19 protein-coding genes and 1 pseudogene are annotated in these 26,904 nt (G+C 66.1%); 15 read left to right on the forward strand and 5 right to left on the reverse strand.

Annotation, left to right across the window (positions count from 1 at the left end):
- Positions 1-21 precede the first annotated feature (21 nt).
- Entirely contained in the window at positions 22-525 is a 504-nt protein-coding gene (locus IE157_RS01705; protein ID WP_260856717.1) for a Fur family transcriptional regulator, read from the reverse strand.
- Positions 526-1,050: 525 nt separating this feature from the next.
- On the opposite strand from IE157_RS01705, the gene IE157_RS01710 reads away from it, so the two are divergent.
- The 6 genes from IE157_RS01710 (at position 1,051) to IE157_RS01735 (ending at position 10,105) form a co-directional block, all read left to right on the forward strand.
- Complete coding sequence (locus IE157_RS01710; protein WP_193518940.1) at positions 1,051-3,039, forward strand: type I restriction-modification system subunit M; 1,989 nt, start codon at positions 1,051-1,053, stop codon at positions 3,037-3,039.
- Positions 3,036-4,382, forward strand: coding sequence for a restriction endonuclease subunit S (locus IE157_RS01715; RefSeq protein WP_193518941.1), 1,347 nt, complete (start codon positions 3,036-3,038; stop codon positions 4,380-4,382). The genes IE157_RS01710 and IE157_RS01715 overlap by 4 nt, the downstream gene beginning before the upstream one ends.
- Positions 4,379-7,528, forward strand: a complete 3,150-nt coding sequence (locus IE157_RS01720) for a type I restriction endonuclease subunit R (protein WP_193518942.1) — start codon at positions 4,379-4,381, stop codon at positions 7,526-7,528. The genes IE157_RS01715 and IE157_RS01720 overlap by 4 nt, the downstream gene beginning before the upstream one ends.
- Positions 7,529-7,589: 61 nt before the next feature.
- Positions 7,590-8,831, forward strand: a complete 1,242-nt coding sequence (locus IE157_RS01725) for a heparan-alpha-glucosaminide N-acetyltransferase domain-containing protein (protein ID WP_318281253.1) — start codon at positions 7,590-7,592, stop codon at positions 8,829-8,831.
- 119 nt (positions 8,832-8,950) lie between these two features.
- Positions 8,951-9,436, forward strand: coding sequence for a helix-turn-helix domain-containing protein (locus IE157_RS01730; RefSeq protein WP_144940753.1), 486 nt, complete (start codon positions 8,951-8,953; stop codon positions 9,434-9,436).
- 6 nt (positions 9,437-9,442) lie between these two features.
- Positions 9,443-10,105, forward strand: a complete 663-nt coding sequence (locus IE157_RS01735; protein WP_193518943.1) for a PIN domain-containing protein — start codon at positions 9,443-9,445, stop codon at positions 10,103-10,105.
- Between the two features lie 74 nt (positions 10,106-10,179).
- Here IE157_RS01735 and IE157_RS01740 read toward each other — a convergent pair.
- A pseudogene (locus tag IE157_RS01740) lies at positions 10,180-10,572 on the reverse strand (pyridoxal-phosphate dependent enzyme); the annotation flags it as partial.
- A gap of 926 nt (positions 10,573-11,498) precedes the next feature.
- On the opposite strand from IE157_RS01740, the gene IE157_RS01745 reads away from it, so the two are divergent.
- Genes IE157_RS01745 through IE157_RS01760 form a run of 4 tightly spaced genes read left to right on the forward strand, consistent with a single transcriptional unit; the run spans position 11,499 to position 16,628 of the window.
- The gene (locus tag IE157_RS01745) at positions 11,499-12,707 is read left to right on the forward strand and encodes a TAXI family TRAP transporter solute-binding subunit (protein WP_193518944.1); all 1,209 of its coding nucleotides are present in this window, start codon (positions 11,499-11,501) and stop codon (positions 12,705-12,707) included.
- On the forward strand, positions 12,704-14,953 hold the full coding sequence (locus IE157_RS01750) for a TRAP transporter permease (protein ID WP_193518945.1): 2,250 nt from the start codon (positions 12,704-12,706) through the stop codon (positions 14,951-14,953). Before IE157_RS01745 ends, IE157_RS01750 begins: the two co-directional genes overlap by 4 nt.
- A complete protein-coding gene (locus tag IE157_RS01755) occupies positions 14,950-15,756 on the forward strand; it encodes an enoyl-CoA hydratase/isomerase family protein (RefSeq protein WP_193518946.1) in 807 nt (268 codons plus the stop codon). Before IE157_RS01750 ends, IE157_RS01755 begins: the two co-directional genes overlap by 4 nt.
- Entirely contained in the window at positions 15,753-16,628 is an 876-nt protein-coding gene (locus tag IE157_RS01760; RefSeq protein ID WP_193518947.1) for a 3-hydroxyacyl-CoA dehydrogenase family protein, read from the forward strand. The genes IE157_RS01755 and IE157_RS01760 overlap by 4 nt, the downstream gene beginning before the upstream one ends.
- Positions 16,629-16,634: 6 nt before the next feature.
- Here the strand turns inward: IE157_RS01760 and IE157_RS01765 are convergent, their stop codons facing one another.
- Positions 16,635-17,558: a LysR family transcriptional regulator gene (locus IE157_RS01765; protein WP_193518948.1), complete on the reverse strand. Its 924-nt coding sequence runs from the start codon at positions 17,556-17,558 to the stop codon at positions 16,635-16,637.
- A gap of 122 nt (positions 17,559-17,680) precedes the next feature.
- Between IE157_RS01765 and IE157_RS01770 the strand changes: the two genes are divergently transcribed.
- The 4 genes from IE157_RS01770 (at position 17,681) to IE157_RS01785 (ending at position 22,379) form a co-directional block, all read left to right on the forward strand.
- Entirely contained in the window at positions 17,681-18,955 is a 1,275-nt protein-coding gene (locus IE157_RS01770) for a CaiB/BaiF CoA transferase family protein (protein WP_193518949.1), read from the forward strand.
- 72 nt (positions 18,956-19,027) lie between these two features.
- A complete protein-coding gene (locus tag IE157_RS01775) occupies positions 19,028-20,230 on the forward strand; it encodes an acyl-CoA dehydrogenase family protein (RefSeq protein WP_085106248.1) in 1,203 nt (400 codons plus the stop codon).
- Positions 20,231-20,365: 135 nt separating this feature from the next.
- A complete protein-coding gene (locus IE157_RS01780) occupies positions 20,366-21,943 on the forward strand; it encodes an ATP-binding protein (RefSeq protein ID WP_193518950.1) in 1,578 nt (525 codons plus the stop codon).
- A gap of 13 nt (positions 21,944-21,956) precedes the next feature.
- Complete coding sequence (locus tag IE157_RS01785) at positions 21,957-22,379, forward strand: helix-turn-helix domain-containing protein (protein WP_193518951.1); 423 nt, start codon at positions 21,957-21,959, stop codon at positions 22,377-22,379.
- A gap of 98 nt (positions 22,380-22,477) precedes the next feature.
- On the opposite strand, the gene IE157_RS01790 is transcribed toward IE157_RS01785, so the two are convergent.
- A complete protein-coding gene (locus IE157_RS01790; RefSeq protein ID WP_193518952.1) occupies positions 22,478-24,358 on the reverse strand; it encodes an FAD-dependent monooxygenase in 1,881 nt (626 codons plus the stop codon).
- Positions 24,359-24,797: 439 nt separating this feature from the next.
- On the opposite strand from IE157_RS01790, the gene IE157_RS01795 reads away from it, so the two are divergent.
- Positions 24,798-26,003 carry a phosphatase PAP2 family protein gene (locus IE157_RS01795; RefSeq protein ID WP_318281254.1) on the forward strand — a complete coding sequence of 402 codons (1,206 nt, stop codon included), beginning with the start codon at positions 24,798-24,800 and terminating at the stop codon, positions 26,001-26,003.
- 57 nt (positions 26,004-26,060) lie between these two features.
- Here the strand turns inward: IE157_RS01795 and IE157_RS01800 are convergent, their stop codons facing one another.
- Positions 26,061-26,876 (reverse strand): MBL fold metallo-hydrolase, encoded by an 816-nt coding sequence (locus IE157_RS01800; protein ID WP_193518953.1) that lies wholly within the window; start codon positions 26,874-26,876, stop codon positions 26,061-26,063.
- Between the last annotated feature and the right edge of the window lie 28 nt (positions 26,877-26,904).

Below are 26,904 nucleotides of genomic sequence, written 5' to 3' on the forward strand. Positions count from 1 at the left end.
GGGTTCCCGGAGCTCAGGGGTCTAGACGGGCACCGCGGTCGCACCGGCCCGCTGGGCCGAGCAGTCGGAACACACGCCTTGGTAGACGACATCGGCCACGTGGATGCTCATCCCGTGGGTCTCGCTGGGGGTCAGGCACGGTGCATGCCCCACGGCACAGGCCACGTCCTCGATGCGTCCACACACCGTGCACACGGCATGGTGGTGGTTATCGTCGACCCGGGTTTCGTACCGTGCCGGGGAGTTCGCCAGGTCCAGCTGGCGCAACAGTCCGGCGTCCGTGAGCGAGTGCAGCACCACGTAGATGGACTGCACCGTGATCTCCGGCAATGCCGTGCGCACGTCCGCGAGCACCTCGTCCGCGGTGGCGTGCTGGTGGCGCTCGAGCGCGTCCAACACCGCCAGTCGGGGCTTGGTGACCCGCAGTCCGGCCGCCCGGATCCGATCGGTCCACGGCACGGGAACGACGGCGCCGCCGCCGTTCTCCCGTTCCCCGGGCTGATCGGTCAGAGTGGTCGAGGTCATAGCTTCACTATGTCATGTTTTGAGTTACTCATCAAAAGGTTGCGGGGTGTGCCGGGTGGCGGGAGGGTGAACCCTCGGGGAGGGCGGCTTCCCCCTCCTCACCCTCTGGCGCCGCGGCAAACGCTCTCCACTACATCCATGCCGCGATCCGCACGGTTTTTCCTTGTTTTCTGGTCGTTCTGCACCACAGATGTTTCCACCCACTGTCCGGCGGCGCGTCCGTTCGCGCGGGCCATCGACGACGCCGCCCGCGGCCTCCGCGGCGCCGAACTGCGGGCGGCCGTACTACCTGTCCGGGTGCTTCACGGCAAGGTACAAACCCGCGAGCCCACAGAGAGTCTCCAACAGGGGCAGGTCACACTGTCACCAGTTCGTGCAACAGACCCATTTGGTTCCGCTGGTTGGCCGGCACCAGATCCGGGAACCTTCAGCTCACAAAAGGCGGCGAAGAGAACAGCTTCTCATTGCCCCCCTCGTAGACTGCACGGTAGACCCCCGCACCACCGAGTAAGGCAGCCACCCACCGTGTTCAACCACGCGTCCTTCATCTGGGGTGCCGCAGACATCCTGCGCGGCACCTACAAGCAACATCAGTACGGGGATGTGATCCTGCCGTTCACCGTCCTGTTCCGCTTGGACGCGGTGCTCGCCCCCAGCAAGGAGGATGTGCTAGAGGCCATCGGCCCCACCTACGTGGACACCGAGCCGCCCCTGGCGATGATCCGCAACCGCACCAAGCAGGCCGGCAACGAGCACACGTACAACTTCTTCAACCGCTCCCGCCACACCCTCAAGACTTTGCAGGGTGACCCCGACAACCTCGAGGAGAACCTGCGGGACTACGTCAACGCCTTCTCGGAGAACGTGCGCGAGATCTTCCAGAAGTACGAGTTCGAGCAGACCATCTCCGGCCTCGCCCAGCACGATCTGCTCCTGCAGGTCCTGCAGCACTTCACCAAGGCCAACCTGCACCCGGATGCGGTGTCCAATGAGCAGATGGGTCACATCTTCGAGGAACTGATCCGCAAGTTCGCGGAAGCGTCCAACGAGACCGCGGGTGAGCACTTCACCCCGCGCGAGGTCATCGACCTCATGGTCACGCTGCTGCTCCACGACGACGAGGATCTCACCACCCCCGGCATCGGCCGCGACGTCTACGACCCCACCGCGGGCACCGGCGGCATGCTCTCCGCCGCCGAGAACAAGATCAAGCAGTTCAACAGCGAGGCCTGGGTCAACCTGCTCGGCCAGGAGATCAACCCCGCCTCTTATGCAATCTGCAAGGCGGACATGGTGGTCAAGGGCCAGCCCATCGACAACATCGTCCTGGGCAACACCCTGACCAACCCGGCATTCGAGAACCGCACGTTCCACTACTGCCTGTCGAATCCACCGTTCGGCGTGGATTGGAAGCAGCACCGCAAGACCGTGGAGACCGAGCACCAGATCGCAGGGTTCGCCGGCCGCTTTGGCCCCGGCCTGCCCCGCGTCTCGGACGGCTCGCTGCTGTTCCTGATGCACCTGATCTCCAAGATGCGCGAACCCAGCGCCACGGAGGAGAACCAGTCGGCCGGCCGCGCGGCCATCGTGCTCAACGGCTCCCCCCTGTTCACGGGCGGTGCCGGCTCCGGGGAATCCAACATCCGCAAGTGGGTGCTCGACAACGACTACCTCGAGACGATTATCGGTCTGCCCACGGACATGTTCTACAACACCGGCATCTCCACCTACGTCTGGATCCTGTCCAAGGACAAGGCCCCCGAACGCCGCGGCAAGGTCCAGCTGATCGACGCCACCGGCATGTTCGTGAAGATGCGCAAGTCCGTGGGCTCCAAGCGCAAGGAGCTATCCGCGGACAACATCGCCGAGATCACCCGGGTCTACGAGGCGTTCGCCGAGTCGAAGCACTCCAAGATCTTCCGCACCGAGGACTTCTTCTACCGCACCATCACGGTCGAGCGCCCGCTGAAGGTCAACTTCGCGTTCACCGCCGAGCGCATCGAGCGCGTCATGGCCTCCAGGCCCGTCGCCAAGCTCCCCGACGACGACGCCGTCGCGCTCCGTTCCGCTCTCCACGCCCGGTCCCAGCGCGCGGCCGGAGAGGTCAGTACCAATAAGAGCGCGTTCACGTCGGAACTTCTCGACGTCCTGGCCGAGGCCGGGCTGCAGGTGAAGCCCGCGGTACTCAAGTCCATCGTGACCGAGCTGAGTGAGCGGGACGAGGACGGGGAGCTGCAAACCAACCGCGTCAGGGACCCGGAACCGGACCCCACGCTGCGCGACACCGAGAACGTCCCGTGGGACCAGGACATTCACGAGTATCTAGAGCGCGAGGTCAAACCCTTCGTCGCCGATGCCTGGATCGACGAGTCCAAGACCAAGGAGGGCGCGGAAATCCCCTTCACGCGCCACTTCTACGAGTACGTTCCGCCCAGACCCCTGGAAGAGATTGACCGCGATCTAGAGGAGGTCCTCGGACATATCCGTGCACGACTGGAGGAGGTCAAGGGGTGAAAACCAACAGCTTTAACGAAACTGTCACAACGCTTGCCGCCCACCGCGAGTGGGCCACCACGCCGTTGAAGTTCACATTCCGCCGTAGCAAGCGACTGGGAAATGGGTCCGAGCAATTGCTATCAATCTATCGTGACCATGGCGTCATCCCCAAGGACAGCCGTTCCGACAACTTCAACAAAGCATCAGACGACCTCAGCAAGTACCAGAAGGTTGATACCGGCGATCTGGTTGTAAACAAGATGAAAGCCTGGCAAGGATCGGTTGCCATCTCAGACCATACTGGCATCATCAGCCCTGCCTATTTTGTCTACCGTCCCACACTTACGACAGGCATGAACGCCAGATATTTGCACTACCTTCTTCGCTCAGGCCTCTATTTCCAGCACTACGGCAGCATTTCGACGGGCGTGCGACCCAACCAATGGGACCTCGATCCCGCCGCTTTCGAGCGCACCCTCCTGCTCCGGCCGCCCACCGCACAACAGGCCGCGATCGCGGACTACCTCGACCACGAGACCGCCGAAACCGATGCATTCATCACTGATCAATCCCGGTTTATAGATCTAATTGAAGAGCGAACGTCTGTACTTATCGAGACGATTATCACCGGCAAGCAGCTAGGCACCACTCTCCGTAAGGAGTCGGGGTCCGCTTGGATCGGTGAGATTCCGAATCATTGGGAGATGGAGCGGATTAGCTGGCTCTTCTCAAACGTTGGGTCAGGCACCACTCCGGCATCGGATGACGTGGATTCCTTTAATGGGACAATTCCCTGGGTGACCAGCAGCGAACTGCGAGAGACTGGCGTTTCAATTACGAAAAAATTAGTGTCGGATGAGGCAGTAAGGAAGTATTCTGCGCTTCGAGTTCATCCCGCAGGTTCCCTAATGATTGCGATGTACGGAGCTACGATTGGGCGGCTCGGGTGGCTCGAAGTTCCTGCAACTGTCAACCAGGCAATTTGTGTGTTTTCAGATTACCGTAAAGGCCCGTCCAGGTATCCGTTTTTTGCTCTTCTGGCTGCTCGCCGGCACCTTCTTACACTTGCTTCTGGTGGTGGCCAACCGAACATCAATCAAGACAAGCTTCGCTCACTCCGAATTCCCATCCCCCCAGAGCATGAGCAAACTGACATTGTACGTTCCCTCGACAAATCGCTCCGTGACGCAACACAACTTGCACGCGAGGCCAAAATACTCATTGACCTAGCCCGCGAGCGCCGTGCTGCCCTCATCACCGCGGCGGTGACCGGGCAAATCGACGTCACCGCTAAGAACAAGCCCGCGGCGGAGCAGCTCGAGGACGACGTCGCGCAGGGCCTGCACAGGGAGTACGCATGAGTGCACCGCATCAGGAAAAACCATTCCAGAAGGAGATCGCGGAGTACCTGGAGGGGCACGGGTGGTCCCACTCCCCCAACTCCCAGGGCTACGACAAAGAACGGGCGCTGTTCCCCGAGGACGTTCTCGGCTGGCTGCAGGACACGCAACCGGAGCAGTATGCCCGGATCGTTCCAGAGCATGGCGATGACGCCGCCCGAGCCAAGGGCGAGCGCCGGATTCTGGATCGCCTGGCATCTCAGCTGGGGCAGTCGGAAAAGGCCGGCGGTGGCACCCTCAATACGCTTCGTCGCGGTTTCTCGGTCCCCGGGGCGCAGAAGTTCAGCATGCTCACAGCCCCGCCCGCAGACAACCGCAATCCCCGGATCACGGAGCGCTACGCGAAGAACCGGGTGCGGGTGGTGCAGGAGGTCGGCTACTCGACGCGGAAGAGCGACCGGATCGACCTGGTGCTGTTCCTCAACGGGCTGCCCGTGGCGACCGTCGAGATCAAGACGAACTTCACGCAGTCGCTGCAGGCGGCCATCGAGCAGTACAAGACGGACCGCACGCCAGCCGGTGAACCGCTGCTGACCCCGCATAGAGGTGCACTGGTGCACTTCGCACTCACCGAGAACGACGTCTACATGACCACCCAGCTCAGAGGCGCGGACACATTTTTCCTGCCCTTCAATCAGGGGCATGACAACGGAGCTGGCAACCCGCGGTCGCAGGACGGCGTGGCCACGTCCTACTTCTGGGAGCACATCCTGGACAAGGACACGTGGATCACGATCCTCACGAAGTTCGTGTACGTGAACCACGAGAAGAAGACCGATCCCCGGACGGGGCGGGTCACCGAGTCCAGCCAGATCCGCTTCCCTCGCTTCCATCAGTGGCGCGCGGTCACCAAGCTCACCGAGGCCGCCAGAGAAGACGGACCCGGGCAGAAGTACCTCATCCAGCACTCCGCAGGTTCCGGCAAGACGGACTCGATCGCCTGGACCGCCCACCGCATGGCGTCCCTGCACACACCGGAGGGCGAGAAGGTCTTCGACACCGTGTTCGTCATTGCGGACCGGCAGGTGCTGGACCGCCAGCTCCAGGACGCGGTGGATCAGCTGGTCGTGACCACGGGAACCTTCGAACCCATCACCTCCGGTTCCGAGGGCTCCAAGACCGAGCGCCTGCTGGAAGCGTTGCGGGCGGGCACGCAGATCATCGGCGTGACCCTGCAGACCTTCCCGCACGCCCTCGCCAAGATCCGGGAAAAGGGCGGGACATTCGAGGGCAAGCGCTTCGCGGTGATCGCGGACGAGGCGCATTCGTCGCAGACGGGGGCCGCGGCGTCGTCGGTCAAGGACCTGCTGTACCGCAACGACCCGACCGCGGCGCAGACGGGCGAGGAGACCGAGCTGGAGCCGGGCGCGGACCAGGACGCCCTGGTCCAGATGGCCGCACAGGCGGACGACGGTCGTCGGATCAGCTATTTCGCGTTCACCGCAACCCCCAAGGCCAAGACCCTGGATCTGTTCGGCACCCCGGGCCCGGACGGTAAGCGACAGGCGTTCGACCTGTACTCCATGAAGCAGGCCATCCAGGAGGGGTTCATCCTGGATGTGCTCAAGAACTACACCACGTACGAGATGGCCGCGCGGATCGCCCTCAAGGGTGCGGACCCCGAGACGGTGCCCGAGGGCAGGACGGGGACTGCGGCGTCGTCGACCGAGGACGAGGTGGACGTGCGCAAGGGGACGCGCGCGTACATCGGGTTCGTGGAGCTGCACCCCACGAACGTGGATTCCAAGGTGGACGTGATCCTCAAGCACTATCAGCACACCGTGAAGAAGGAGCTGGGCGGGCGCGCGAAGGCCATGGTGGTGACGGGGTCGCGTGCGTCCGCGGTGAAGTACCAGCGGGCGTTCCAGAAGCACATCGAACGGGAGAAGCTGCCGCTGCAAACCCTCGTGGCATTCTCGGGCTCGCTGCCGGATCCGGATGTTACCGCGATCGGTAACACGGCCGTGCCCGAGGTGACCGAGGCGTCCATGAACCCGGAACTGCGCGGGAGGGACCTGGCCGGGGTGTTCGGGCAGGAGGACCAGAACATCCTGATCGTGGCGAACAAGTACCAGACGGGCTTCGACCAGCCGCTGCTCACCGCCATGTACGTTGACAAGCAGCTGTCCGGGATCGCCGCGGTGCAGACGCTGTCGCGGCTCAACCGGCGCGCGGACGGCAAGAAGAACACGTACGTGCTGGACTTCGTCAACGACCCCGCCCAGATCCTGGCGGCGTTCCAGGACTACTACGAGGACGCGCGCATCGAAACCGATTCGGACCCGGACCTCGTGGCCAAACAGATGACCAAGCTGGATGCCGCCAACATCTACACGCCCGCAGAGGTCGACCGGGTGTGGGCGGCGTGGTCGGACAGGAACGGCAAGCGCGGCGCGCTGACTTCGGCGCTGGTGCCGGCGGTCGAGCGGTTCACCAACCGCTGGTCCCGCGCCGTGTACGACGACGACGCCGCAGCGCGCGACGAACTCGACGAGTTCCGTTCCCTGCTGGGCCAGTACACGACGTCCTATGCGTTCTTCTCCCAGATCCTCAACTTCGGGGACACGTACTACCTCAAGCTCTCGGTGTTCGCGGACCTGTTGGCGCGACTGCTGCGCGAACAGCTGGACGGCGGCGAGCGCGAGACGGTGACGGCGGACGACGTCGTCCTCACTCACTACCGGCTGGAGAAGCAGCGGGACGAGGACCTGCAACTGGAAGACGGCGAGGCACGGGGCTTGCAGGGCATGACCGAGGCCGGTATGACCCGCCAGCAGGAACGCGAGCGGGCGGCCAAGGCCGAACTGGTGGAGAAGGTCAACAGATTCCTCGGAGGCCTGGATGCCAGCGACGAGCACAAGGTGAGCACCGTGGAACTACTGGTCCGCGAGGCCGCCGAGAACACGGACCTGCAGCAACAGGCGCGCAACAACACCAGGGCGGACTTCTCGCATTCCCCGCAGGTGCGTCTTGTGCTGGAGGATTCCGTATGGAATCAGAACCGCCAGTCCGAGGCGATCGCCAAGCGGCTCCAGGAGCTCCCACCCACCGATCTGGTGGAACTGGCCATGGCGTTCGATTTGTGGGAACGGTCGCGGGCAGGGTAGGGCTTATCCCTGAAAGCACGTGTTAGGGGGCCGCGAGGCCGGGGGGAACTCAGGAGGACGAGTGAATTCGACACGACGCGGTGGCACGGGGGACGTGGCAACCGCAACGGACGGGGCGCCGCGCAAGCGGCGACTGGTGGGGATCGATGCCGCCCGGGGGCTGGCACTGATCGGGCTCATGGCCATCCACCTGCTGCCCGCGTGGAACGAACAGACCGGGGAGGCCAGCTGGTCCTGGCGGTTGTTCTCCGGGCACTCGGCGGCCCTGTTCGCGCTGTTGGCCGGAGTGGGCCTGGCGCTGGGCTCCGGCGCCCGGCAACCACGCGAGGGGCGAGCCCTGACCGCTGACCGGGTGAGTGTCCTGGTCCGCGCCCTGCTGATCGTCACGGTGGGCATGACCGTCAACGCCGCGATGCCGGAGGACCCTCCCGCCTACAACATCCTGTTCTACTACGGCATGTTCTTCATCCTGGCCATCCCGTTCCTGCATGCCCGCCCCAAGACGCTGTTCATCTGGGCCGCCGGGTTCGGGATCCTCTCGCCCCTGCTGATGCAGCGCATGCTGGATGTCCTGCCGGAGTGGTGGTATTACAACCCCACGCTGCCCAATGTCCTCAGCAACCCCGCGGGCACGCTGTCTCAGCTTCTGCTGACCGGCAACTACCCGGCGCTGCCGTACATGACGTACCTGCTGGTCGGGATGGGGCTGGGCCGCTTGGATCTGCGAGCAGTGCGCACCCAGGTCCGCTTGGTGATCGTGGGCGTCGCGCTCACCGTGTTGGCCCAGCTCGTGTCCGCCGTGCTCCTCTACGGCCTCGGGGGCTACTCCGTATTGCAGGAGACATCGCGCTTAAGCGAGTCCACGCTCGACGAGATCCTGGTGTGGGGTACCGACTCGCTACCGACCGACACCGGGTGGTGGCTGGCCATCACGACCCCGCATTCCAACACGCCGCTGGCCATTGCGGCCAGCCTCGGACTGAGTCTGGCGGTGCTGGGGGTGTTCCTGCTGATCAGCCAGAAGATCGGGGACTGGCTCGTGCCGTTGTCCGCGATGGGATCGATGACCCTTACGCTCTACTCGGCGCACCTGCTGGCGCTGTCCCTCGAGCTGCATTACGACTCCCCCTACCTCTGGTACCTCGTGCACGTACTGGTGGCCGTCGTCTTCGCCGTCATCTGGCAGCGGACTCTTGGGCAGGGACCGCTCGAGCGGGTGGTCGCCTACTGCGCGAAGGGGACGCGCCGCCTCGTCGCCGGGCAGGGCGGCAATGCCACTCCTGGAAAGACCCGCAACTCCTAATTGGCGCCAACCTTGTCCCGCGGTACCCGCTCTGGCGTTCGACATATGGGAGCGGCTGCGGCAGAGCGAGGTGGAGTGATGACATTTTGAATATTTCGAATAGCCAGTAGGGTAGAAACATGACAACCGCCCCGCTGGATCGCTCAACTGTCGCACCCACCCCGGCTCATGAGGAAGAACTGAAAGCCCTCGCGGCCTTCCTCGAGGCCACGCCCTCGGCACAGGGCCGCGGGATCCCATACCTGGTGTCTCCGACCGGAGCCACACAGCAGATCCCCGCTGAGGTCTACTCCCTGCTCACACACGTCGTGGACGCGCTTGCCAACAACCGCGGCGTCTCCGTGGTACCGACCAACGCGAAGCTGACCACCCAGCAAGCTGCTGATCATCTGGGAATTTCCCGGCCAACACTGGTCAAGCTGCTGGAGCAAGGTGATATCCCGTTCACCAAGGTCGGAAGGCACCGCAGAGTCCTGCTGACTGATCTCATTGCCTATGAAGAACGTCTCGAGAAGACACGCCGCGAAGGTCTCCGACAGGCAACTCACGAGGCAGCGAACCACGGCACATACTTCGACATCCCGGCAGACCCGGCCACCCGGTAAATCCCCATGTCGTTCCCGGTGGTTCTCGATGCATGCGTGTTGATTCCCATGCCTATCGCAGATCTACTACTGCGTCTGGCCACGGCCAAGCAATTCAGGCCGCTTTGGTCGGATGAGATTCTGAACGAGGTAGAGCGCAATCTGGTGAAGAAGCTTCACAAGGACCCGCACAGCGCTCGCACACGCGTGAACGCCATGCGGGACTTCTTCCCCGACGCTCTGGTCGAGAACTACGAGAGCCTCGTGCCCGCCATGACCAATGACCCCAAGGACAGACATGTGCTGGCGGCAGCGGTCCGTTCAAGAGCCGAGCTCATCGTGACATCCAACCAGAAGGATTTCCCGACGACCGCCCTCAAGCCCTATGACGTTGCGGTGCGGTCTCCGGATGACTTCTTACTCGACCAGTTGGATTTGGACCCTTCAACCGTGGTCCGCATCGCCAAAGAAGTGGTGGTTGACATGCGGAATCCGACGATCACGTGGAATGGGTACCTCGAGGGTCTCGCTCGCGCCGGCTTGCCTCTATTTGTTACGGAACTCGAAAAGCGGACCGCAGGAGTCGACGAGAAGCCAGTTCCAAGGGACACCCCACAATGCGGACTCCCCATCCTCATCGTCCCGGCCGTCGCTACGCCGGCGCTCACCCCAGTTCCCCGCTCCCCATGAAGCCCTCCAACCGCTCCAGGTACGGGGCGATGTCCAGCCCCTCCCCCGCGAGCCACTCGTCCGATGGTCCGGGCGCTCCACGAAATGGCAGCGACCGCCGTGCAGCTCGATCAGGCGGATCTTGTCACGGCTGGTCCCCTGGGCCATGACGGCGATGAACGGCACCCCGATCAGCCGTGCAAAGTACGCCTCGGACACCGCCGTGGACCCGCTCGACGCCTCGATCACCGGCCGCCCCCTGCGCACCCACCCGTTGCACAGCGCGTGCAGGAACAGCGAGCGCGCCAGGCGGTGCTTGAGCGAGCCTGCGGGATGCGTGGACTCGTCCTTGTGGTACAGGTCCACGCCCCACTCCTCGGGCAGCGGCACCGATAGCAGGTGCGTGTCCGAGACCGGTTGCCCTCCGCCCGCACCTTCGCCACGGCCTCGGCGCACCATCGCCGGGCCTCCGCGTCGAAACGGTCGATGTCCTCCTCGGGCGCCACCGCCGCCAGGACGTCCGGCCCGTACGCCGCCAACCGTTCCCGGCACACCCCGCACGGGCTCAGCACGACGACGCTGCCATCCGCCCTGCGGTGCACACACCGAGGCCACCACCCTGAGGTCCAACCGGTGGGCGGCACAGTACGGTTCGATCTCGTGGCACACCTCGACCGCGGCATTCGGCATGTCCGGGGCGGTTCCGGTGACCACGGTGCCGTCCTCGAGCAGCATGGCCGCCGCACCGTGCTCCGACCCGTCCGGAAACCGGGTTTCGAGTAGTGCCTTGCACTCGGTCACAACGTAGTCCAGAGCGGAAGTGTCCATGGCCGGAGCCTATCGGGGAGCGCGCCGCACGGGTCGATTGGCCACTCGGCCAGAGTTGCCAGCGGTGCGACCACGTTCCGACGCCGGCCCGGCGGACGATCGAACCCTCGAACCGACCGAGGTGACGGTCGCACGGTGGAGCTGCAGCGGCGTCGTCTCCTCGCGGACCTGCGTGTCCACCAGGCCGCGATGCGACGTCGCGAGAGCGAGACCCCGCCCACTGCCTGACATCTGAGGCACTCTCGAGCCACCGGGTGCACTTTCAGGCGCGTCGAGGCCAGGAATACCCGCTGTTCGTGGCTTCAACGTGCCTCACAGTCCGGGGGCTGGCCAGAACGTGCCTCAAAATGCGCACGTTGGCCCAAACGTGCTCCAGAGTTCGAGGACTGGCAGGGACCCGCCGCCGTCACCGTGACGCATTGCCCCACCTGACCCTCGGCGATACTGGTTAGGCATCAATCGACCGGAAAGTGTCGTGGGTCACGCAATTGACGGTATGAATGTACCCACCGGTCGAACCGGCCCCCGCGCACCCTGCGGCGGCGTTGGGCCGGTGGGTCCATCGCATCACTCCCGTGGAGGCACCATGACACGAACCCTCAGCCGACGATCGTTGCTAGCCGCAGCGGCGTCGTTGCCCGTGATCGGGGGCCTGTCGGCCTGCGCGGGAGGCCCGCGCGCGACCGACCGCACGCATCAGCTGGTGTGGTCCACCTACGGCGTGGGCACCGGGACGTACAACGACCTCGCGGCGGTCGCGAACACCCTGACCCAGCGCACGGGACGGCAGATCCGGTTGATGACCTCGGACACCGGCATCGGGCGCCTGGCCCCGCTGATCAACGGCACGGCCCAGTACTCGCGCACCGGGGACGAGTACTACTACGCGTTCGAGGGCAATGACGAGTACTGTTCCGAGCAGTGGGGCCCGCAGGCGCTGCGCCTCGTGTGGACTCCCCCGGGCAACTACGGGGTGCTGGTGCGCAAGGACAGCGGCATCGAGACCGTGGCGGACCTCAAGGGCCGCAAGTTCCCCAAGCTGATCGCGAGCACGTCCATCAACCGCAAGATGGAGGCGATCCTCAACTACGGCGGCCTCACAGGCAAGGACGTCCAGATGGTGGACGTCACCTACAGCGGCCAGATCGAGGCGCTGAAGACCGGTCAGATCGACACCCTCTACCAGAACGTGGTGGGCGCCAACGTCTCCGAGCTGGCCTCCCAGTACCCCATCCGCTGGCTGAACCTGGGCGGCGGCACGCCCTCCCAGTACGCCACGTGGAAGGAGCTGGCGCCGATGGTCAAACCCGGCGAGTTCTCCAAGGGTGCGGGCCTGGCCAAGGGGGAGACGGCGGTGAACATGCAGTACACCATCCCGGTGGTCGCCCGCGCGGACCGCCCCGCGGACGAGGTCGCCGCACTGGTCGCGGACATGGACCGGTACTACCCGGACTACAAGGACACCACCCCAGACGCCCACCGCTTCGGCACGGACCAGATCCAGCTCACGCCCCTGGTGATCCCGTTCCACGACGCCATGGTGGAGTTCCTCACCAGCAAGGGCCGCTGGAGCAAGGACCTGCAGACCCGCCAGGACGCCCTGCTGGAGCGCGAGCGCCGCATGCACGAGGCCTGGCCCGCGTTCTGGCAGGACCACAAGGACCGTGAGGACCCCAAGTCCGCGCGCAAGGAATGGGTGGACTGGAAGAAGGCCAACCTTCCCGAGCTCCCGGACACCCCCGGCACCCTGCCCGGCACGTCGTCCACCACCGCACCCTCCGGAGGCCACGCATGAGCACCCCGTACCAGCCTGCCGACGCCGTTGGCTCCGCCGATGCCGTGACTCCCGCCGGCACCGCCGGGCCCACCACCGCCCCCGGACCGGCCATCGACCCCCGCACCGGCGCTCCGCTCACCGCCACGCACCCGCACGAGGGCGGCGACACCGCCCAGCCCACCATGCCCTCGGACGTCTCCCTGCACGACGCGAGCCCGCGGCTGACGCCGTTCTGGCGCACCCTGGTGATCGTGCTGACCGTGGTGGGCGTGCTGCTGACCATGAACCAGGTGTTCTTCTGGAACGTGGGCGGGGTGACCATCCCCACCAACTCGTTCCTGTACCTGCTGATCGCGGTGTTCGTGCCGATCGTGTTCATCGTGTCGCCCCTCCGCAAGCACGTCCCCGGGGCCGCGGTGCGGCAGCGCCGGGGTGTGCCCTGGTACGACGTCCTGCTGCTGCTGGCCGTGATGGGCACCAGCGCGTACTTCGCGGTGCACGGCATCGAGATCCAGGAGTACGGCTGGCAGTACATGGCCCCCACCCTGGCCACCGTGCTGAGCTTCGTGTTCTGGGCCCTGATCCTGGAGACCCTGCGCCGGGCCGCCGGTCTGGTGGTGCTCGTGATCGCGTTCCTGTTCTCCGTGTACCCGCTGTTCGCGGGGATCATCCCGCTGTCCTTCCTGCAGGGCATCTCCTACGACCTGCCCACCCTGGCCCAGGTGCACACCATGGGCGTGGACAGCGTGCTGGGCCTGCCCCTGCAGACCGCGGGCACCATCCTGGTGGGCTTCCTGCTGTTCGGCGTGGTGCTGCAGCACACCGGCGGTGCGGACTTCTTCCACGAGCTGTCCATGGCCGTGTTCGGCCGCTACCGCGGCGGCTCCGCCAAGGTGGCCGTGGCGAGCTCCGCGGCCATGGGCATGATGAGCGGCTCGGCGGTGTCCAACGTGCTGACCACGGGACCCATGACCATCCCGGCCATGAAGCGCTCCGGGTTCAGCGCCCGGGTGGCCGGGGCCGTGGAGGCCACCGCGTCCTCCGGCGGCTCCATCACTCCGCCCATCATGGGCACCGCGGCGTTCCTCATGGTCTCCTTCGTGGGCGTGCCGTACACGAGCATCCTGGTGGCGGCCACCATCCCCGCGATCCTCTACTACCTGGGCATCTTCCTGCAGATCGACGGCTACGCCGCCCAGCGCGGACTGCGCGGCACGCCCAAGAACCTGCTGCCGCGCGCCCGCCACGCCCTGGCCATGGGCTGGCCCTACCTCGGCGCCCTGGCCGTGCTCACGGCGCTGCTGTTCACCACTGACTCCGAGGCCCGGGTGCCGTACTGGGTGGTGGCCATCCTGCTGCTGATCGCCCTGGTCAAGCCCAGCGTCAGGTTCGGCCCCCGCCAGTGGGTGGACATGGGCGTGGACGTGGGCAAGACGCTGGCGCAGATCGTGGGCATCATCGCGGGCGTGGGCCTGATCCTGGGTGGGCTGACCGCCACGGGCGTGGCCCTGTCCCTGTCCCGCGACCTGGTGGCCCTGGTGGGCGACAACGTGGTGCTCATCCTGATCGCCGGCGCCGTGGTGTGCTTCATCCTGGGCATGGGCCTGACGATCTCCGCCGCGTACGTGTTCCTCGCCATCGTGATGGTCCCGGCCGTCACGGCCCTGGGCGTGGACCCGATCGCCGCACACCTGTTCGTCATCTACTGGGCGTCGGTCTCCTACATCACCCCGCCCGTGGGGCTCGCGGCCTTCGCGGCGGCCGGCATCTCCAAGGCCTCGCCCATGGCCACGTGCTTCTCCGCGATGAAGCTCGGCGCCGTGAAGTACGTGGTGCCGTTCGGCTTCGCGCTCAACCCCGCACTGGTGGCCCAGGGCGAGCCCGTGCACATCGGGCTGGCCTTCCTCTCCAGTCTCGTGGCGGTCTACGCGATCGCCGCGTCCATGGGCGGCTGGCTCACATTCGTGGAGCGGCAGCTGCCCATGGGCCTGCGGGTGGTTCTCGCCGTGGGCGGATTCATGATGTTCTTGCCTGGAGCCCCGGTCACGCTCATCGGTCTGGCACTGGTGGTCGCGGCCGCGGTGCTCGCGCGCCTGCGCCGGCCGCGCGCCGTCGTCGACCCCGAGACCGGGCAGATCACCAGGGTGCCGGAGGGAGCCGAGGTTCCCGACGCCGCCCGCGGCACGCACGGCGCGCACGGCACCGGCGGTGCCCCCGCGGGTGCGCACGCCCCGCACGAGAACACGAAGGAGAACGCATCATGAGCGCAGAGAACACCGACGTCCTGACCGTGGACGTCACGGACGGGATCGCCCTGGTCACCGTGAACCGGCCGGAGGTGCGCAACGCGATCAACGCGACCGTGCTGCGGGCCATCACCGAGACCCTCTCGCAGCTGGCCGAGAACGACGACGTGCAGGTGCTGATCTTCACCGGCGCCGGGGACAAGGCCTTCGTGGCGGGCGCGGACATCAACGAGCTCGCCGTACGCACGCCCAAGGACGGGCTGAAGGCCACCATGCAGGGCGTGTACGAGAAGGTGGAGCAGTTCCCCAAACCCACCATTGCAGCGGTGAACGGCTACGCATTCGGCGGCGGGCACGAGCTCGCCCTGGCATGCGACATCCGCGTGGCCTCCACGAACGCGCAGTTCGCGCTGCCCGAGACCGGGCTGGGCATCATGCCCGCCGCGGGCGGCACGCAGCGCCTGGCCAAGCTCGTGGGCCTGGGCCGGGCCACCGAGATCGTGCTCACCGGGCGACGTGTGAAGGCGGACGAGGCCCTGGACATGGGGCTGGTGACCCAGGTGGTGGAGCCGGACGAGCTGCTGGTTACCGCCCGCGAGACGGCGCAGGCCATCATGGCCAAGGGCCCGCTGGCCATCCAGCTGGCCAAGACCGTGATCCGCCACGGCTTCGACGTGGACCACCAGACCGGGATCCTGTTGGAACGCCTGGCCCAGTCCGTGCTCTACAGCAGCGCCGAGAAGGCCGAGGGAACCACCGCGTTCCTGGAGAAGCGGACCCCCGATTTCCACAGTGCAGCACAGAAGGACGTGAGCAAGTGAGCGAGAACCCCCTGAAGGAGATCCAGCACATCACCGTGATCGGTGCCGGGGCCATGGGCTCCCAGATCGCCATGGTCTGCGCCCTCGCCGGGTACGACACGGACGTGGTGGACATCAAGCAGGAGGCCGTGGACAAGGCCTCCGAGCAGCTGCACTCCCGCATGGACCGTGACGTCAGCAAGGGCCGGCGCACCCAGCAGGACGTGGACGCCGCGTTCGAGCGCCTGATGTTCTCCACGGACCGGGACGCGTGCGCCGCGCAGGCGGACTTCGTGATCGAGGCCGCCGTGGAGGACCTGACCATCAAGCGTCAGGTCTTCGCGGAGCTGGACGCGGTGTGCCCCGAGCACACCATCCTGGCCACCAACTCCTCGAACATCGTGTCCTCGCGCGTGGCGGACGCCACCCACCGGCCGGAGAAGGTGTGCAACGTGCACTTCTTCAACCCCGCGCTGGTGATGAAGTGCGTGGAGGTGGTCCCCCACGAGGGCACCTCCCGTGAGACCGTGGAGACCGCCATGGAGCTGGCCCGCTCGATCGGCAAGGCCCCCGTGGAGCTCAAGAAGGAGGTTCCGGGCTTCGTGGCCAACCGCCTGCTCGGCGCCCTGCGCACGGAGGCGCTGAAGCTCTACGAGGACGGGGTGGCGGACTACAAGGACATCGACGTGGCCGCCAAGACCGCCCTGAACCACCCCATGGGCCCGTTCGAGCTCATGGACATGGTGGGCATCGACGTGGTCTACCTGATCCGGCTGGCCGAGTACGAGCAGACCGGTGACCCCGCGTCCCTGCCGGCCGAATCCATCAAGGCGAAGTACGAGGCCGGTGACTACGGCCGAAAGACCGGCCACGGCTGGTACGACTACGAGTAGGACCCGCTAGGTTCCAGGGACCTCTGCGGCCTGGCCGCGGGGGTCCCCGTAGAGGTTCTGGGCCAGGCGCACCACGGCACGCAGCGCGGGGTTGGGGTCCGCCGCGCGCCACATGAGCTGCACGTCCAGGGGGCGCTGCGGCTGGGCGAGGGGCCGGAACACCACGCCGTCCGAGGCGACATTGTCCCGCACGGTGTCGAGGCTCAGGGCGCAGCCGATCTGGGCGGCCACGAGCACCGCCAGGGTCCACGAGTCCGGCGCCACCTGGGCCACGCGTGGCACGAAGCCCGCCGCTGTGGCGAGGGAGGTCAGCCGGTTCTGCAGTGCGGCCCCCGGACCCGAGGGCAGGATCACCCAGGACTCCTCGGCCAGCTGTGACATCTCCACCCGGGGCGCGTCCGCCAGCGGGTGGTTGCTGGGCAGCACCACCATGATCTCCTCGTGGCCCAGCACGGACGAGCGCAGCTCCGAGGGGATGAAGTCCCACCGACCGATGGCCACGTCCAGGGAGCCGCCCAGCACCTTCTGCATGGCGGTGTGGGAGAACTGCGAGCCGTGCAGCTCCAGGTGCACCCCGGGGCGGTGGGTGCGCACGTGGCGGGCCAGCTCCCCCACCTGCCGGTTGATGGACGCTCCCGCGAACCCGAGGCGCACGCGCCCGGTCTCTCCGGTCATGGACTTGGCCACCGCGGTGCGGGCCTGTTCCGAGGCCGCCACCAGCTCGCGCGCGGGCTCCAGGAGGGCCGCCCCGGCCGGGGTGAGCGAGACCTGCCGAGTGCTGCGCTCGAACAGCTGAGCACCCAGGGACTTCTCGATGCTCTTGATGAGCCGGCTCAGGGGTGGCTGCGCGATCCGCAGGTTGGCGGCGGCGCGCCCGAAGTGCAGTTCCTCGGCAACCGCCAGGAACGCCTTGGCTTCGTGGACTTCCATGGGCGGAGCCTACGTGATTGTTGCCACACGCGCATCAGTCCCCCGCTCTTCTTGTATTGGACAGAACCTAATGACGGTGATTGTGTGGGATGAAACACATTCCCCGTCCCAGTGGAGCGTTCATGTCCCTCACCCAGGATCCTGCGACCTCCGGGCCGCTCAGCGGAGTGGTCGTCGCGGACTTCTCCCGCGTGCTCGCGGGGCCTTACTGCACCATGCTGCTCGCGGACATGGGCGCCACCGTGGTCAAGGTGGAGAGCCCCACCGGGGACGACACCCGCGGGTACAAGCCGCCTAGCCGGGACGGGGTGGGCACCTACTACCTCTCCGTGAACCGCAACAAGCACTCCATCGTGCTGGACCTGCGCGATCCGGCGGACCTGGAGACCGCCTACGGGATCATCGACGCCGCGGACGTGTTCATAGAGAACTTCAAGCCCGGCGGGCTGGCCCGCTACGGGTTGGATCCCGAGGCCGTGGCCGAGCGGTGGCCCGGGCTCATCCACACGAGCATCACCGGATTCGGCACGGACCGCGGCGCACACCTGCCGGGCTACGACCTGCTGGTCCAGGGCGTCTCGGGCTTCATGTCCGTGACCGGCTCCGCGGACGGCCCACCCCAGCGGGCGGGCGTGGCGATGTTCGACGTCCTCACCGGGCTGCACGCCGCAGTGGCCATCCTGGGCGCCCTGCACGAGCGGGACGTCTCCGGCAGGGGCCAGCACATCCACCTGGATCTGCTCTCCTGCGCGCTGTCCTCCCTGGTCAACCAGACCACGGGCTACGCGGCGTGCGGCAACGACCCCCAGCGCATGGGCAACGACCACCCCAGTCTGTTCCCGTACGGGCCGTTCCCCACCGCGGACAAGGACCTCATCATCACGGTGGGCAACAACCCCCAGTTCCGGCGTTTCGTCACGGTGCTGGGCCTGCCCGAGCTCGCGGAGGACCCGCGCTTCGACACCGTGGAGAACCGCAACCAACACCGTGAGGAGTTGCGCCCGCTGCTCAACAAGGCGCTGTCCTCGGACACCGCCGAGGTGTGGGCGTCCCGGTTGCAGGCGGAGGGCCTGCCGTGCGCCCCCATCCTCACCATCCCCGAGGGCGTGGAGTACGCGGCCTCCCTGGGCCTGGACCCCGTGGTGCAGGTGGGCGAGGGCGACGAGGCCGTGCCCCTGATCAAGAACCCCGTGACCTTCAGTCGCACCCCGGTGCGCTACGACAAGGCCCCACCCGCCCTCGGTGCGGACGGCACCGATGTCATGGCCTGGCTGCGTTCCCGTCGCGCCGCCCACGACGACGCTCCCGCACCGGACCGCGCGGCCGTCGGTGCAGTGCCCGCCGCCGCGCACGACGGCGCCGCCGGTTCCCCGGGCGCGGCCCCGAACCGCGCGTAGCCCCTCCCCACACCAGAATCTCGCACCGCAGCGAGGCGGAGCCCCGCCTCCCGGCCACCGAAAGGACCCGTGATGAGCGAACTGCTCGAGAACCCCGACTTCTTCCTGCTGGACCAGGAACTCTCCGCCGAGGAGATCGCCCTGCGCGACCGCGTGCGCGCCTACGGCCAGGAGCACGTGCTGCCCGCGATCAACGCGTTCTGGGAGCGCGGCGAGCACCCCCTCCCCGCGTTCAAGGGCCTCGCCGACCTGGGGGTCGTGGGAACGTTCATCGAGGGCTACGGCTGCCCCGGACTCTCCCGCCAGGCCGCCGGGCTGGTGGCCCGTGAGATGGGCCGGATCGACGGCTCCGTGAACACGTTCTTCGGCGTGCACTCCAACCTGTGCATGGGCAGCATCTACATGCTGGGCAATGAGGAGCAGCGCCAGCGGTGGCTGCCCACCATGGCGAAGATCGAGACGACCGGTGCGTTCGCGCTCACCGAGCCCACCCACGGCTCGGACTCGGTGTCCCTGGAGACCTCCGCGCGCCGGGACGGGGACCACTGGGTGCTCAACGGGCACAAGCGGTGGATCGGCAACGGCCACGCCGCGGACGTGATCGTGCTCTATGCCCGGGACGAGGCGGACGGACAGGTCAAATGCTTCGTGGTGGAGAAACAGGAGGACGGCGAGTACCCGCAGGGCTACCTCCCCACCGTGATCGACGGCAAGATCGGCAAGCGCGCCATCAACCAGGCGGACATCGTGATCGAGGACCTGCGGATCCCCGAGGAGAACCGGCTGGAGAACTGCCACAGCTTCAAGGACGTTAACAAGGTGCTCAAGGCCACCCGCGGCGGTGCCTCGTGGGAGGCCGTGGGGCACGGCATGGCGGCGTTCGAGATCGCCGCGAACTACGCCCTGGAGCGTGAACAGTTCGGGATGCCGATCGCCAGCTACCAGCTGGTGCAGGAGCGGCTGGCCACCATGCTCTCGGACCTGACCTCCATGCAGCTGCTGTGCACCCGCATGGCGCAGTTGCAGGAGCGCGACCAACTCACGGACGCCATGGCCTCCATGGTCAAGATGACCACTTCCCGCAAAGCCCTGGCCATGTGCCGCACCGCCCGGGACATGCTGGGCGGCAACGGGCTGTTGCTGGAGTACCACATCGGCCGTCACCTCACCGACATGGAGGTGGTCTCCACGTACGAGGGCACCGACTCGATGCAGGCGCTCATCGTGGGCCGGGAGATCACCCGGATCTCGTCCTTCACGCGCACGCGCAGCTGACGGGTCCGGGCTGGTGGGTACGCCGTAAGGGTTCGTGAGTTCTGTTCCGGGCCTCGCCGCGAGAAGATGATGGGCATGGTTAACCGCGTAGGTAGTCAGTCCTTTGCGACGAGCAGTACCGCTTCGACCTCATTCGTGGGACGTCGCAGGGAACTGAAGGAAGCGCGGGCCACGGTGTCCCGCTCGCGGTTGACGACCCTCACGGGTCCCGGAGGCGTGGGCAAAACCCGCCTGGGGATAGAAGTCGGTCAGCGCTTGCAGACCCATTTCCGCGACGGTGCGTGGATGGTGGATCTGGGATCCCTCAACCCCGGTGCCCCCATCAGCCCGATAGTCGCCTCCGCCCTGGCCATTCAAGACCAGTCGAATCGCGGGGCGCTGGAACGAGTGACGGACTACCTGAAGGACAAGGAGTTGTTGCTGTTCCTCGACAACTGTGAACACGTGCTGCCCGGAGCCGGGGAGTTGGTGGACCGTGTCCTGGCCACGGCCCCGGGGGTGAGGATCCTCACCACCAGCCGTGAGCCCCTGAGCATGGCCGGCGAGGCGATCTATCCCGTGCCTCCCTTGGCGACACCCTCCGTGGAGGACGACCATGCGGTTCAGGACCTTGAACGCTTCGAATCGATTGCCCTGTTCGTGGACCGTGCACGGAACGTGGTGGGTGACTTCGCGATCACTCCCGAGAACCAGAGGGCCGTGATCGAGTTGTGCACGCGCCTCGACGGCATGCCACTGGCCATCGAATTCGCCGTTGCGCGGTTGCAGAGCATGTCCGTGACCCAGTTGCTCGATCGCCTGGACCAGCGCTTCCGATTGTTGAGCCGCGGGTCTCGCACTGCTCAACCCCGGCACCGGACACTCCAAGCGTTGATCGACTGGAGTTACGAGCTCTGCACCCCGGAGGAGCAGGTGCTGTGGCAACGGCTGTCAGTCTTTCCCAGCAGTTTCGATCTGGAAGCCGCCGAGGAGATCTGCAGTTTCGATGGTCTCGTCCCGGATCTCGTTCTGGACTTGTTGGATCGCCTCGTGGCCAAGTCCATCCTGCTCACCGAACGCAACGGGGAGGCAGTGCGCTACCGCCAGCTCATGACCGTGCGTGAATACGGCGCCGACCGGCTGAACGACGGCGCGGCCACTGAGCTGCGCCGTCGTCACCGGGATTGCTTTCTTCGCCGGGCGGAAACCATGGTCGAACAGTGGTCTACTCCGCGCCAGGGTGAGTTCATCCTGCGCGCTCGCACGGAACGCCCCAATTCCATGGCGGCATTGCAGTGGTCCGTAGCCACCCCCGGTGAGATCAACGCTGCTGCCCGCCTGGCGGTAGCGTTGCGTCACCACTGGGTGTCGGACGGTTACCTCAGCGAAGGACGTTTCTGGCTCGACCGTGTCCTGGGCGAGTACGACGACGCCCCGGAACGACACGAACGAGGATCCGCGTTGTGGGTGGTCGCCTGGGTCAGCCTGTTGCAAGGCGATCACGAAGCTGGCGCGGAATACCTCGCCGAATGCCGACGGGTAGCCACGGCCCTCGGGGACGACGGCCTGCTTGCTCACACGGAGCACTGGAGCGGTTTGTACGGCATCTTCACAGGGGACCTCTCCTCCGCGATAGTTCACTATGAACGCGCAGTAGCCGCCCACGACCGCGTGGGCGATCTGCACAGCCCTGACGACCGAACTGCTCTCGTGGGTTGCCGCTTCCACCCGTGATTTCCCGCGCGCCGTGGAACTCTCTGGCGCCGCGGCCTCCGTGTGGCGCAGTCTGGGAACCACGATCCGGGCGTTCGGGCCCCACATCGATGAGATTTCCCGGGCCTCCGCCAAGCGTGTCCGACAAGGACTCGAACCGGGAACGTCGGATTCCTCACCCTTCGAGCACAAGCGCTTGACCAAGGAGGAAGCGATCGCGGTGGCACTCGCCGAACCGCAGGACGCCGATCAGGAGACGGACATCCAACCGCTGACCCACAAGGAATGGCAGGTCGCTCAACTGGTGGCTCGGGGGCTGACCAACAGACAGGTGGCCGAAGAACTGGTGGTCTCGCCGCGCACCGTGGACGGCCACGTGGGTCGCATCCTCACCAAGTTGGACGTCACGACCCGCATGCACATCGCATCGTGGGTCGACGGCAGACGAGGAATGTAAGGCGCGAAGCACGAGATGCACTGGCGCCCCGGATCGAGAGGTCCGAGGCGCCAGTGTCAGCCGGTCAGCGCGTGAAGAAACGCTGGTGCGGCTGGGACTCAGACGTTGATCATTGCCGCGGAGCGCACCGAAGGAAATACGCCTGAGAGGAACTCCTCGATCTCCGCCGTGTCCCCCAGCGGGAAGATGCCGGCCACGTACTGGTCGGGGCGGACCACTACCACCGCACCGTCCGCGCTGATACCGCGCTCTTCGAAGATGTCGTGTCCCTCCAATGTGCCAAACACCTTCTCCATGTCCGTCAGTCGGAACGTGCCGGTTTTGGGCTTGAACGCCCCCGGCACGTCCGAGACATCGAATTCGGTGTGCCGCTGGCGGTGGATCAACTTGGTGTCGAACAGATCGGGAGACAGCGATCCTTCAGCCCAGTGGGCCCAATCCTGGAGGGTCTGGGAAACTCCCGGAGCTGCGTCGTCAGCGAAGACGTAGACACGCCACCGACCGTCCGCGAAGTGATCGTGCCCGATGTGCATGGGCACCAGATCGCACACACGGCCCGCCATGGCGGACTTGAAACGCCTACCGAGCGGGTATCCCTCAGCGAGTTCCTGGTGCTTGGTGTCCGCCGTGATCATTGATGGCTCGTACTCGGTGAGGTAGCCCGCGTTGAACTCGGCGTTCTTCGTGTAGAAATCCTCCAGTTCGTTGGGGTTCTCGAACTGGTCACTCGGCTGCGCCATGAGGGTGGACCATGCCTTGTCGAACTCGATCAGACGATGGGCGATGTCCTTGCGTTCCTCCGCGTAGGTGCGCAGCAGTTCCACGGGGCTGTTTCCGGAGAGCACGTGGCCCAGTTTCCACCCCAGGTTGAACCCGTCCTGCATGGACACGTTCATACCCTGCCCCGCCTTGGCCGAGTGCGTGTGGCACGCAGCCCCGGTGATGAACACGCGGGGGTCCTGGCTGGAGGTCTTCTCCGAGGCGCGGTCATCGAAATGGTCGGAAACACGGTGACCCACCTCGTAGATCGAGTGCCAAACCACGTTCTTCACATCCAGCTTGTACGGGCTCATGATCTGCTGCGCAGTGGCGATCACGTCCTCGAGTGGAGTCTCGCGCACGGAACGATCACCCTCCGCCACTTCACCCAGATCCACGTAGAGCCGGAAGAGGAACCCGCCCTCGCGCGGGATGAGCAGGATGGTGCGACCGGTCGAGGACTTGATGGTGCACTTCTTGCGAACGTCCGGGAAGTTGGTGTCCGCGTAGATGTCCATCACGCCCCACGCATGGTTGGCCTGCTTGCCATGCAGTCGATACCCCAGGGACTTGCGCACATTGCTCCGAGCGCCGTCCGCCCCCACCACATACTTGGTACGCACCTGAAGCTCTTGGCCCTCGTCGGGTCCGGCCGTGCGGCGCAGGGTCACCGTGATCGGGTATTCGCGGTTCTCTTCCTCGGGGGCGACTTCCATGTCCACGAATTCGTAGCCGTAATCCGGTTCCATCCGAGTGGGCGCGTTCTTCATGAACCGATTGAAATGATCGATGATGCGCACCTGGGTGATCAGCATCATGGGCCATTCGCTGAATTCTTCCGGCAATTCGCGGGTGCTCATCTCGCGGATGATACGTTCCGGGTCCTGGGGATCAGGCTTCCAGAACGCCATGTCCGTGATGGTGTGCGCTTCCTCGTAGATCTCGTGGGCGAAGCCGAACGCCTGGAACGTCTCCATGGTCCGGGAGTGCACGCCATCCGCATTGGCCAACGGCAATCGGTGTCCCCGGCGTTCGATCAACCTGGTGTTGACCTCTGGGAACCGGGACAGCTGTGCTGCGGTGATCGACCCGGCGGGACCGCACCCCACGATCAGCACGTCCATGGTGTCGGGCAACTCGGCGGGACGATCCACCCCCGAGCCCTGAGCGGGCATAGTCATGGGATCACCGGTTTGATAGCCATCTACATGAAACTGCATAATATCTCCTTGGAGGAATGGAATGACATTCTGTGTTTTGTCTCACACGATATGGATTTGACTCGGTAACTCACAAGCAGTTCAGCCGCTACAGACAACATCCGCCTCAAAAACTGGATCGACTATCATGAAATTGGCGTTGTCGTAAGGGTAGGACTACGTAATTCGACCATTCGGACGAAATCCATATTGATTAGTTACCGAACGCTTTTGATATCTGGCAGATCTCGCCGTCGGAACTCGCCCCAATGAGCACGCTAGGTCCGGATGTCGCCCCAGAACTCGTTCGCTCACTGAGGACCACCCTGGTGGCGCTCTCGGCCCGGGCGGCCCACCCCGGAACTCACAGCACCGTCCGGGCGGAACGTGTCACCATGGGGACGGGCCCGCCACACCCGGGTGGGCCCACCCGTCCTTCTATCGGTGAGGTAAGTCTTCCGTGTCCCACGCCCCCTCCCCCCGCGGCCCCGAGGCCCCCTACCCGCAGTTCGCCGGCCCACCGGCCGGGACCTCCGCCCGCTCGGTGACCACCCGGACCGTGGTCGGTGCCTTCCTCGCGCTCGCGGTGCTGTGGGGTCTGGTCATGCTCATCGCGTACGGCAGTCTGCACACGGTCACGGGTCAGGCACTCGACGAGGTCGCCCTGGCCCAGGCCAAGGCCGACCGCAATGTCTACTTCCCCGGCGCGGCCCTCGTCCTCGCGCAGTACGTTCCGGAGCTCGGGGCGGTGGCCGCCGGCGTCCTCGCGCTCGTGTGGGCCGTGCGCTACTGCCGTTGGACGGCCGCCGTATGTGCCGCGGGGGCGGCGTTCGCTGCAAACGTGACCACCCAGTTCCTCAAGCACGGCGTGCTCGACAAACCCGATTTGGGGATCCAGCAGATCGCGTCCAACTCGTTCCCGTCCGGTCACACGACCGCGGCGGCCTCCGCGCTCATGGCCGTGCTGCTCGTGGCGCCTCCCCACCTGCGGGCCAGGGCGGGGCGCTGGGGAGCCCTGATAGCGGCGGTCACTGGCATGCTCACCATCCTCAACGGTTGGCACCGTCCCACGGACGCCGCGGCCGCGCTGCTCATCGTGGGCGGGTGGGGCGTCGTGGCAACCCTCGTGGCACGCGCCGTCGACGCCGCTCTCTCCCGTACCGACGCCCGTCCCGGAGCGGCATCGCTCCAGTTCTACCGGCAGTTCCGAAAGAACCGTTCGCGTAGACGCCAGGACATCGAATGGAGCGAGGACCGGGGCGAGAGTGCCTATCTTCCACCGGCCCACGAGCGCGCCGAGCGGCAGTTCGCGGAACAGCAGCGTGGTGAGCAGGAGCGGGCGGCATCGTACCCGCAGGCTCAGCAGGGGTACCCGCACGCGCAGTACGGGCACCAGCAGCCCCAGCCGACGCGGTCGCAGCCCGCCCCCTACGGAGCGCCCGTGTACCGCCCGCGATTCCCCGCGCGACCCCGGTTGGGCACCGCGATCACCCTGACCGTGTTGGCCGCGGCATTGCTCGCGGCAGCAATCTGGTGGCCCTCCCCGACCGTGGCGGGCACGCTTGCCGGGCGGGTCACGCTCACGGCGGGGTACGTGGGCATCGCGGCGGCCGCGGCCCTGGGGTGGTCGCTCGTGGCGCGGCGACTGCGCGACACGACCCGGTGACGGCGGCCCGGTGACTACGAACGCAACTGCTATCGGACGTCCGGGAGTGACGACCGGCTAGATCGCCGCCAATCGGTCCAGGAAAACCCTGGCCACGCCGGCCTGGTACGGCAAGCGGTACATCGAGGCGGTGGACGGGCCCTCACCGGAGAGGCCCACGTCCCGAGCGCGCCGGATGGCCAGCTCCATGGTGTCCGCCTGCTGGGACACGAAGTTGCCGGTCACGGGCGAGCCGTGGCCCGGCACGAACACCCGGTAGCGTTCCAGAGTCGCGAGCGCGCGCAAGGACTCCACCCAGCGCTGGGGGTAGGCGTCCTCGAAGTTGGGGTCCGCCCCCTCCTCCACGAGATCACCGCAGAAGACGACGTCGTCCACGCCCACGCACACGTCGTTGTCCGTGTGACCGGGGCCCAGGAAGAACAGGGTGACGGGGCGTTCCCCCAGGTCGATCCGGGTCAGGGAAGGCCTGCGACCGTCCCCCGGAAGAGTGTTGGTGGGCATAATCAGCTGGGTGTCCATGCCCTGGCCCTCACCCATCTCGGGTTCCTGCGTGCTCACGAAACTGCGCTGGTATTCGCCGACCTCCGCCATCGCGGCCGCGCACGCCTTGTGCGCCCAGAACTCGGTGGCCCCGGCGCGCGTGAACACCGCGTTACCCATGTAGTGGTCGTAGTGCGCGTGCGTGTTCACCACGGTGAGCGGCAGCTCCGTGAGCTCACGCACCGCGGTCAGGATCTCCCGGCCCTGGCGAGGCCCCGCACCCGTGTCGATCACCAGGGCGCGCTGAGTGCCCAGCACCAGACCGGAGTTCAATCTCCAGTTCTCGGTGCCGATCACATAGACGCCGGGGCGCAACTCCTGGGTGCGTGCCATGGGGTTCACTCTATCGGCAACCCCGCAC

The sequence above is a fragment of the Kocuria marina genome (assembly GCA_014652975.1).
Taxonomy (GTDB): Bacteria; Actinomycetota; Actinomycetes; order Actinomycetales; family Micrococcaceae; genus Kocuria; species Kocuria marina.

Coding starts and splice junctions, on each gene's coding strand:
- IE157_RS01735 (WP_193518943.1), top strand. CDS start 9,443: ATGTCGTTCCCGGTGGTTCTCGATGCATGCGTGTTGATTCCCATGCCT.
- IE157_RS01755 (WP_193518946.1), top strand. CDS start 14,950: ATGAGCGCAGAGAACACCGACGTCCTGACCGTGGACGTCACGGACGGG.
- IE157_RS01800 (WP_193518953.1), bottom strand. CDS start 26,876: ATGGCACGCACCCAGGAGTTGCGCCCCGGCGTCTATGTGATCGGCACC.
- IE157_RS01705 (WP_260856717.1), bottom strand. CDS start 525: ATGACCTCGACCACTCTGACCGATCAGCCCGGGGAACGGGAGAACGGC.
- IE157_RS01790 (WP_193518952.1), bottom strand. CDS start 24,358: ATGCAGTTTCATGTAGATGGCTATCAAACCGGTGATCCCATGACTATG.
- IE157_RS01770 (WP_193518949.1), top strand. CDS start 17,681: ATGTCCCTCACCCAGGATCCTGCGACCTCCGGGCCGCTCAGCGGAGTG.
- IE157_RS01775 (WP_085106248.1), top strand. CDS start 19,028: ATGAGCGAACTGCTCGAGAACCCCGACTTCTTCCTGCTGGACCAGGAA.
- IE157_RS01745 (WP_193518944.1), top strand. CDS start 11,499: ATGACACGAACCCTCAGCCGACGATCGTTGCTAGCCGCAGCGGCGTCG.
- IE157_RS01730 (WP_144940753.1), top strand. CDS start 8,951: ATGACAACCGCCCCGCTGGATCGCTCAACTGTCGCACCCACCCCGGCT.
- IE157_RS01765 (WP_193518948.1), bottom strand. CDS start 17,558: ATGGAAGTCCACGAAGCCAAGGCGTTCCTGGCGGTTGCCGAGGAACTG.
- IE157_RS01750 (WP_193518945.1), top strand. CDS start 12,704: ATGAGCACCCCGTACCAGCCTGCCGACGCCGTTGGCTCCGCCGATGCC.
- IE157_RS01720 (WP_193518942.1), top strand. CDS start 4,379: ATGAGTGCACCGCATCAGGAAAAACCATTCCAGAAGGAGATCGCGGAG.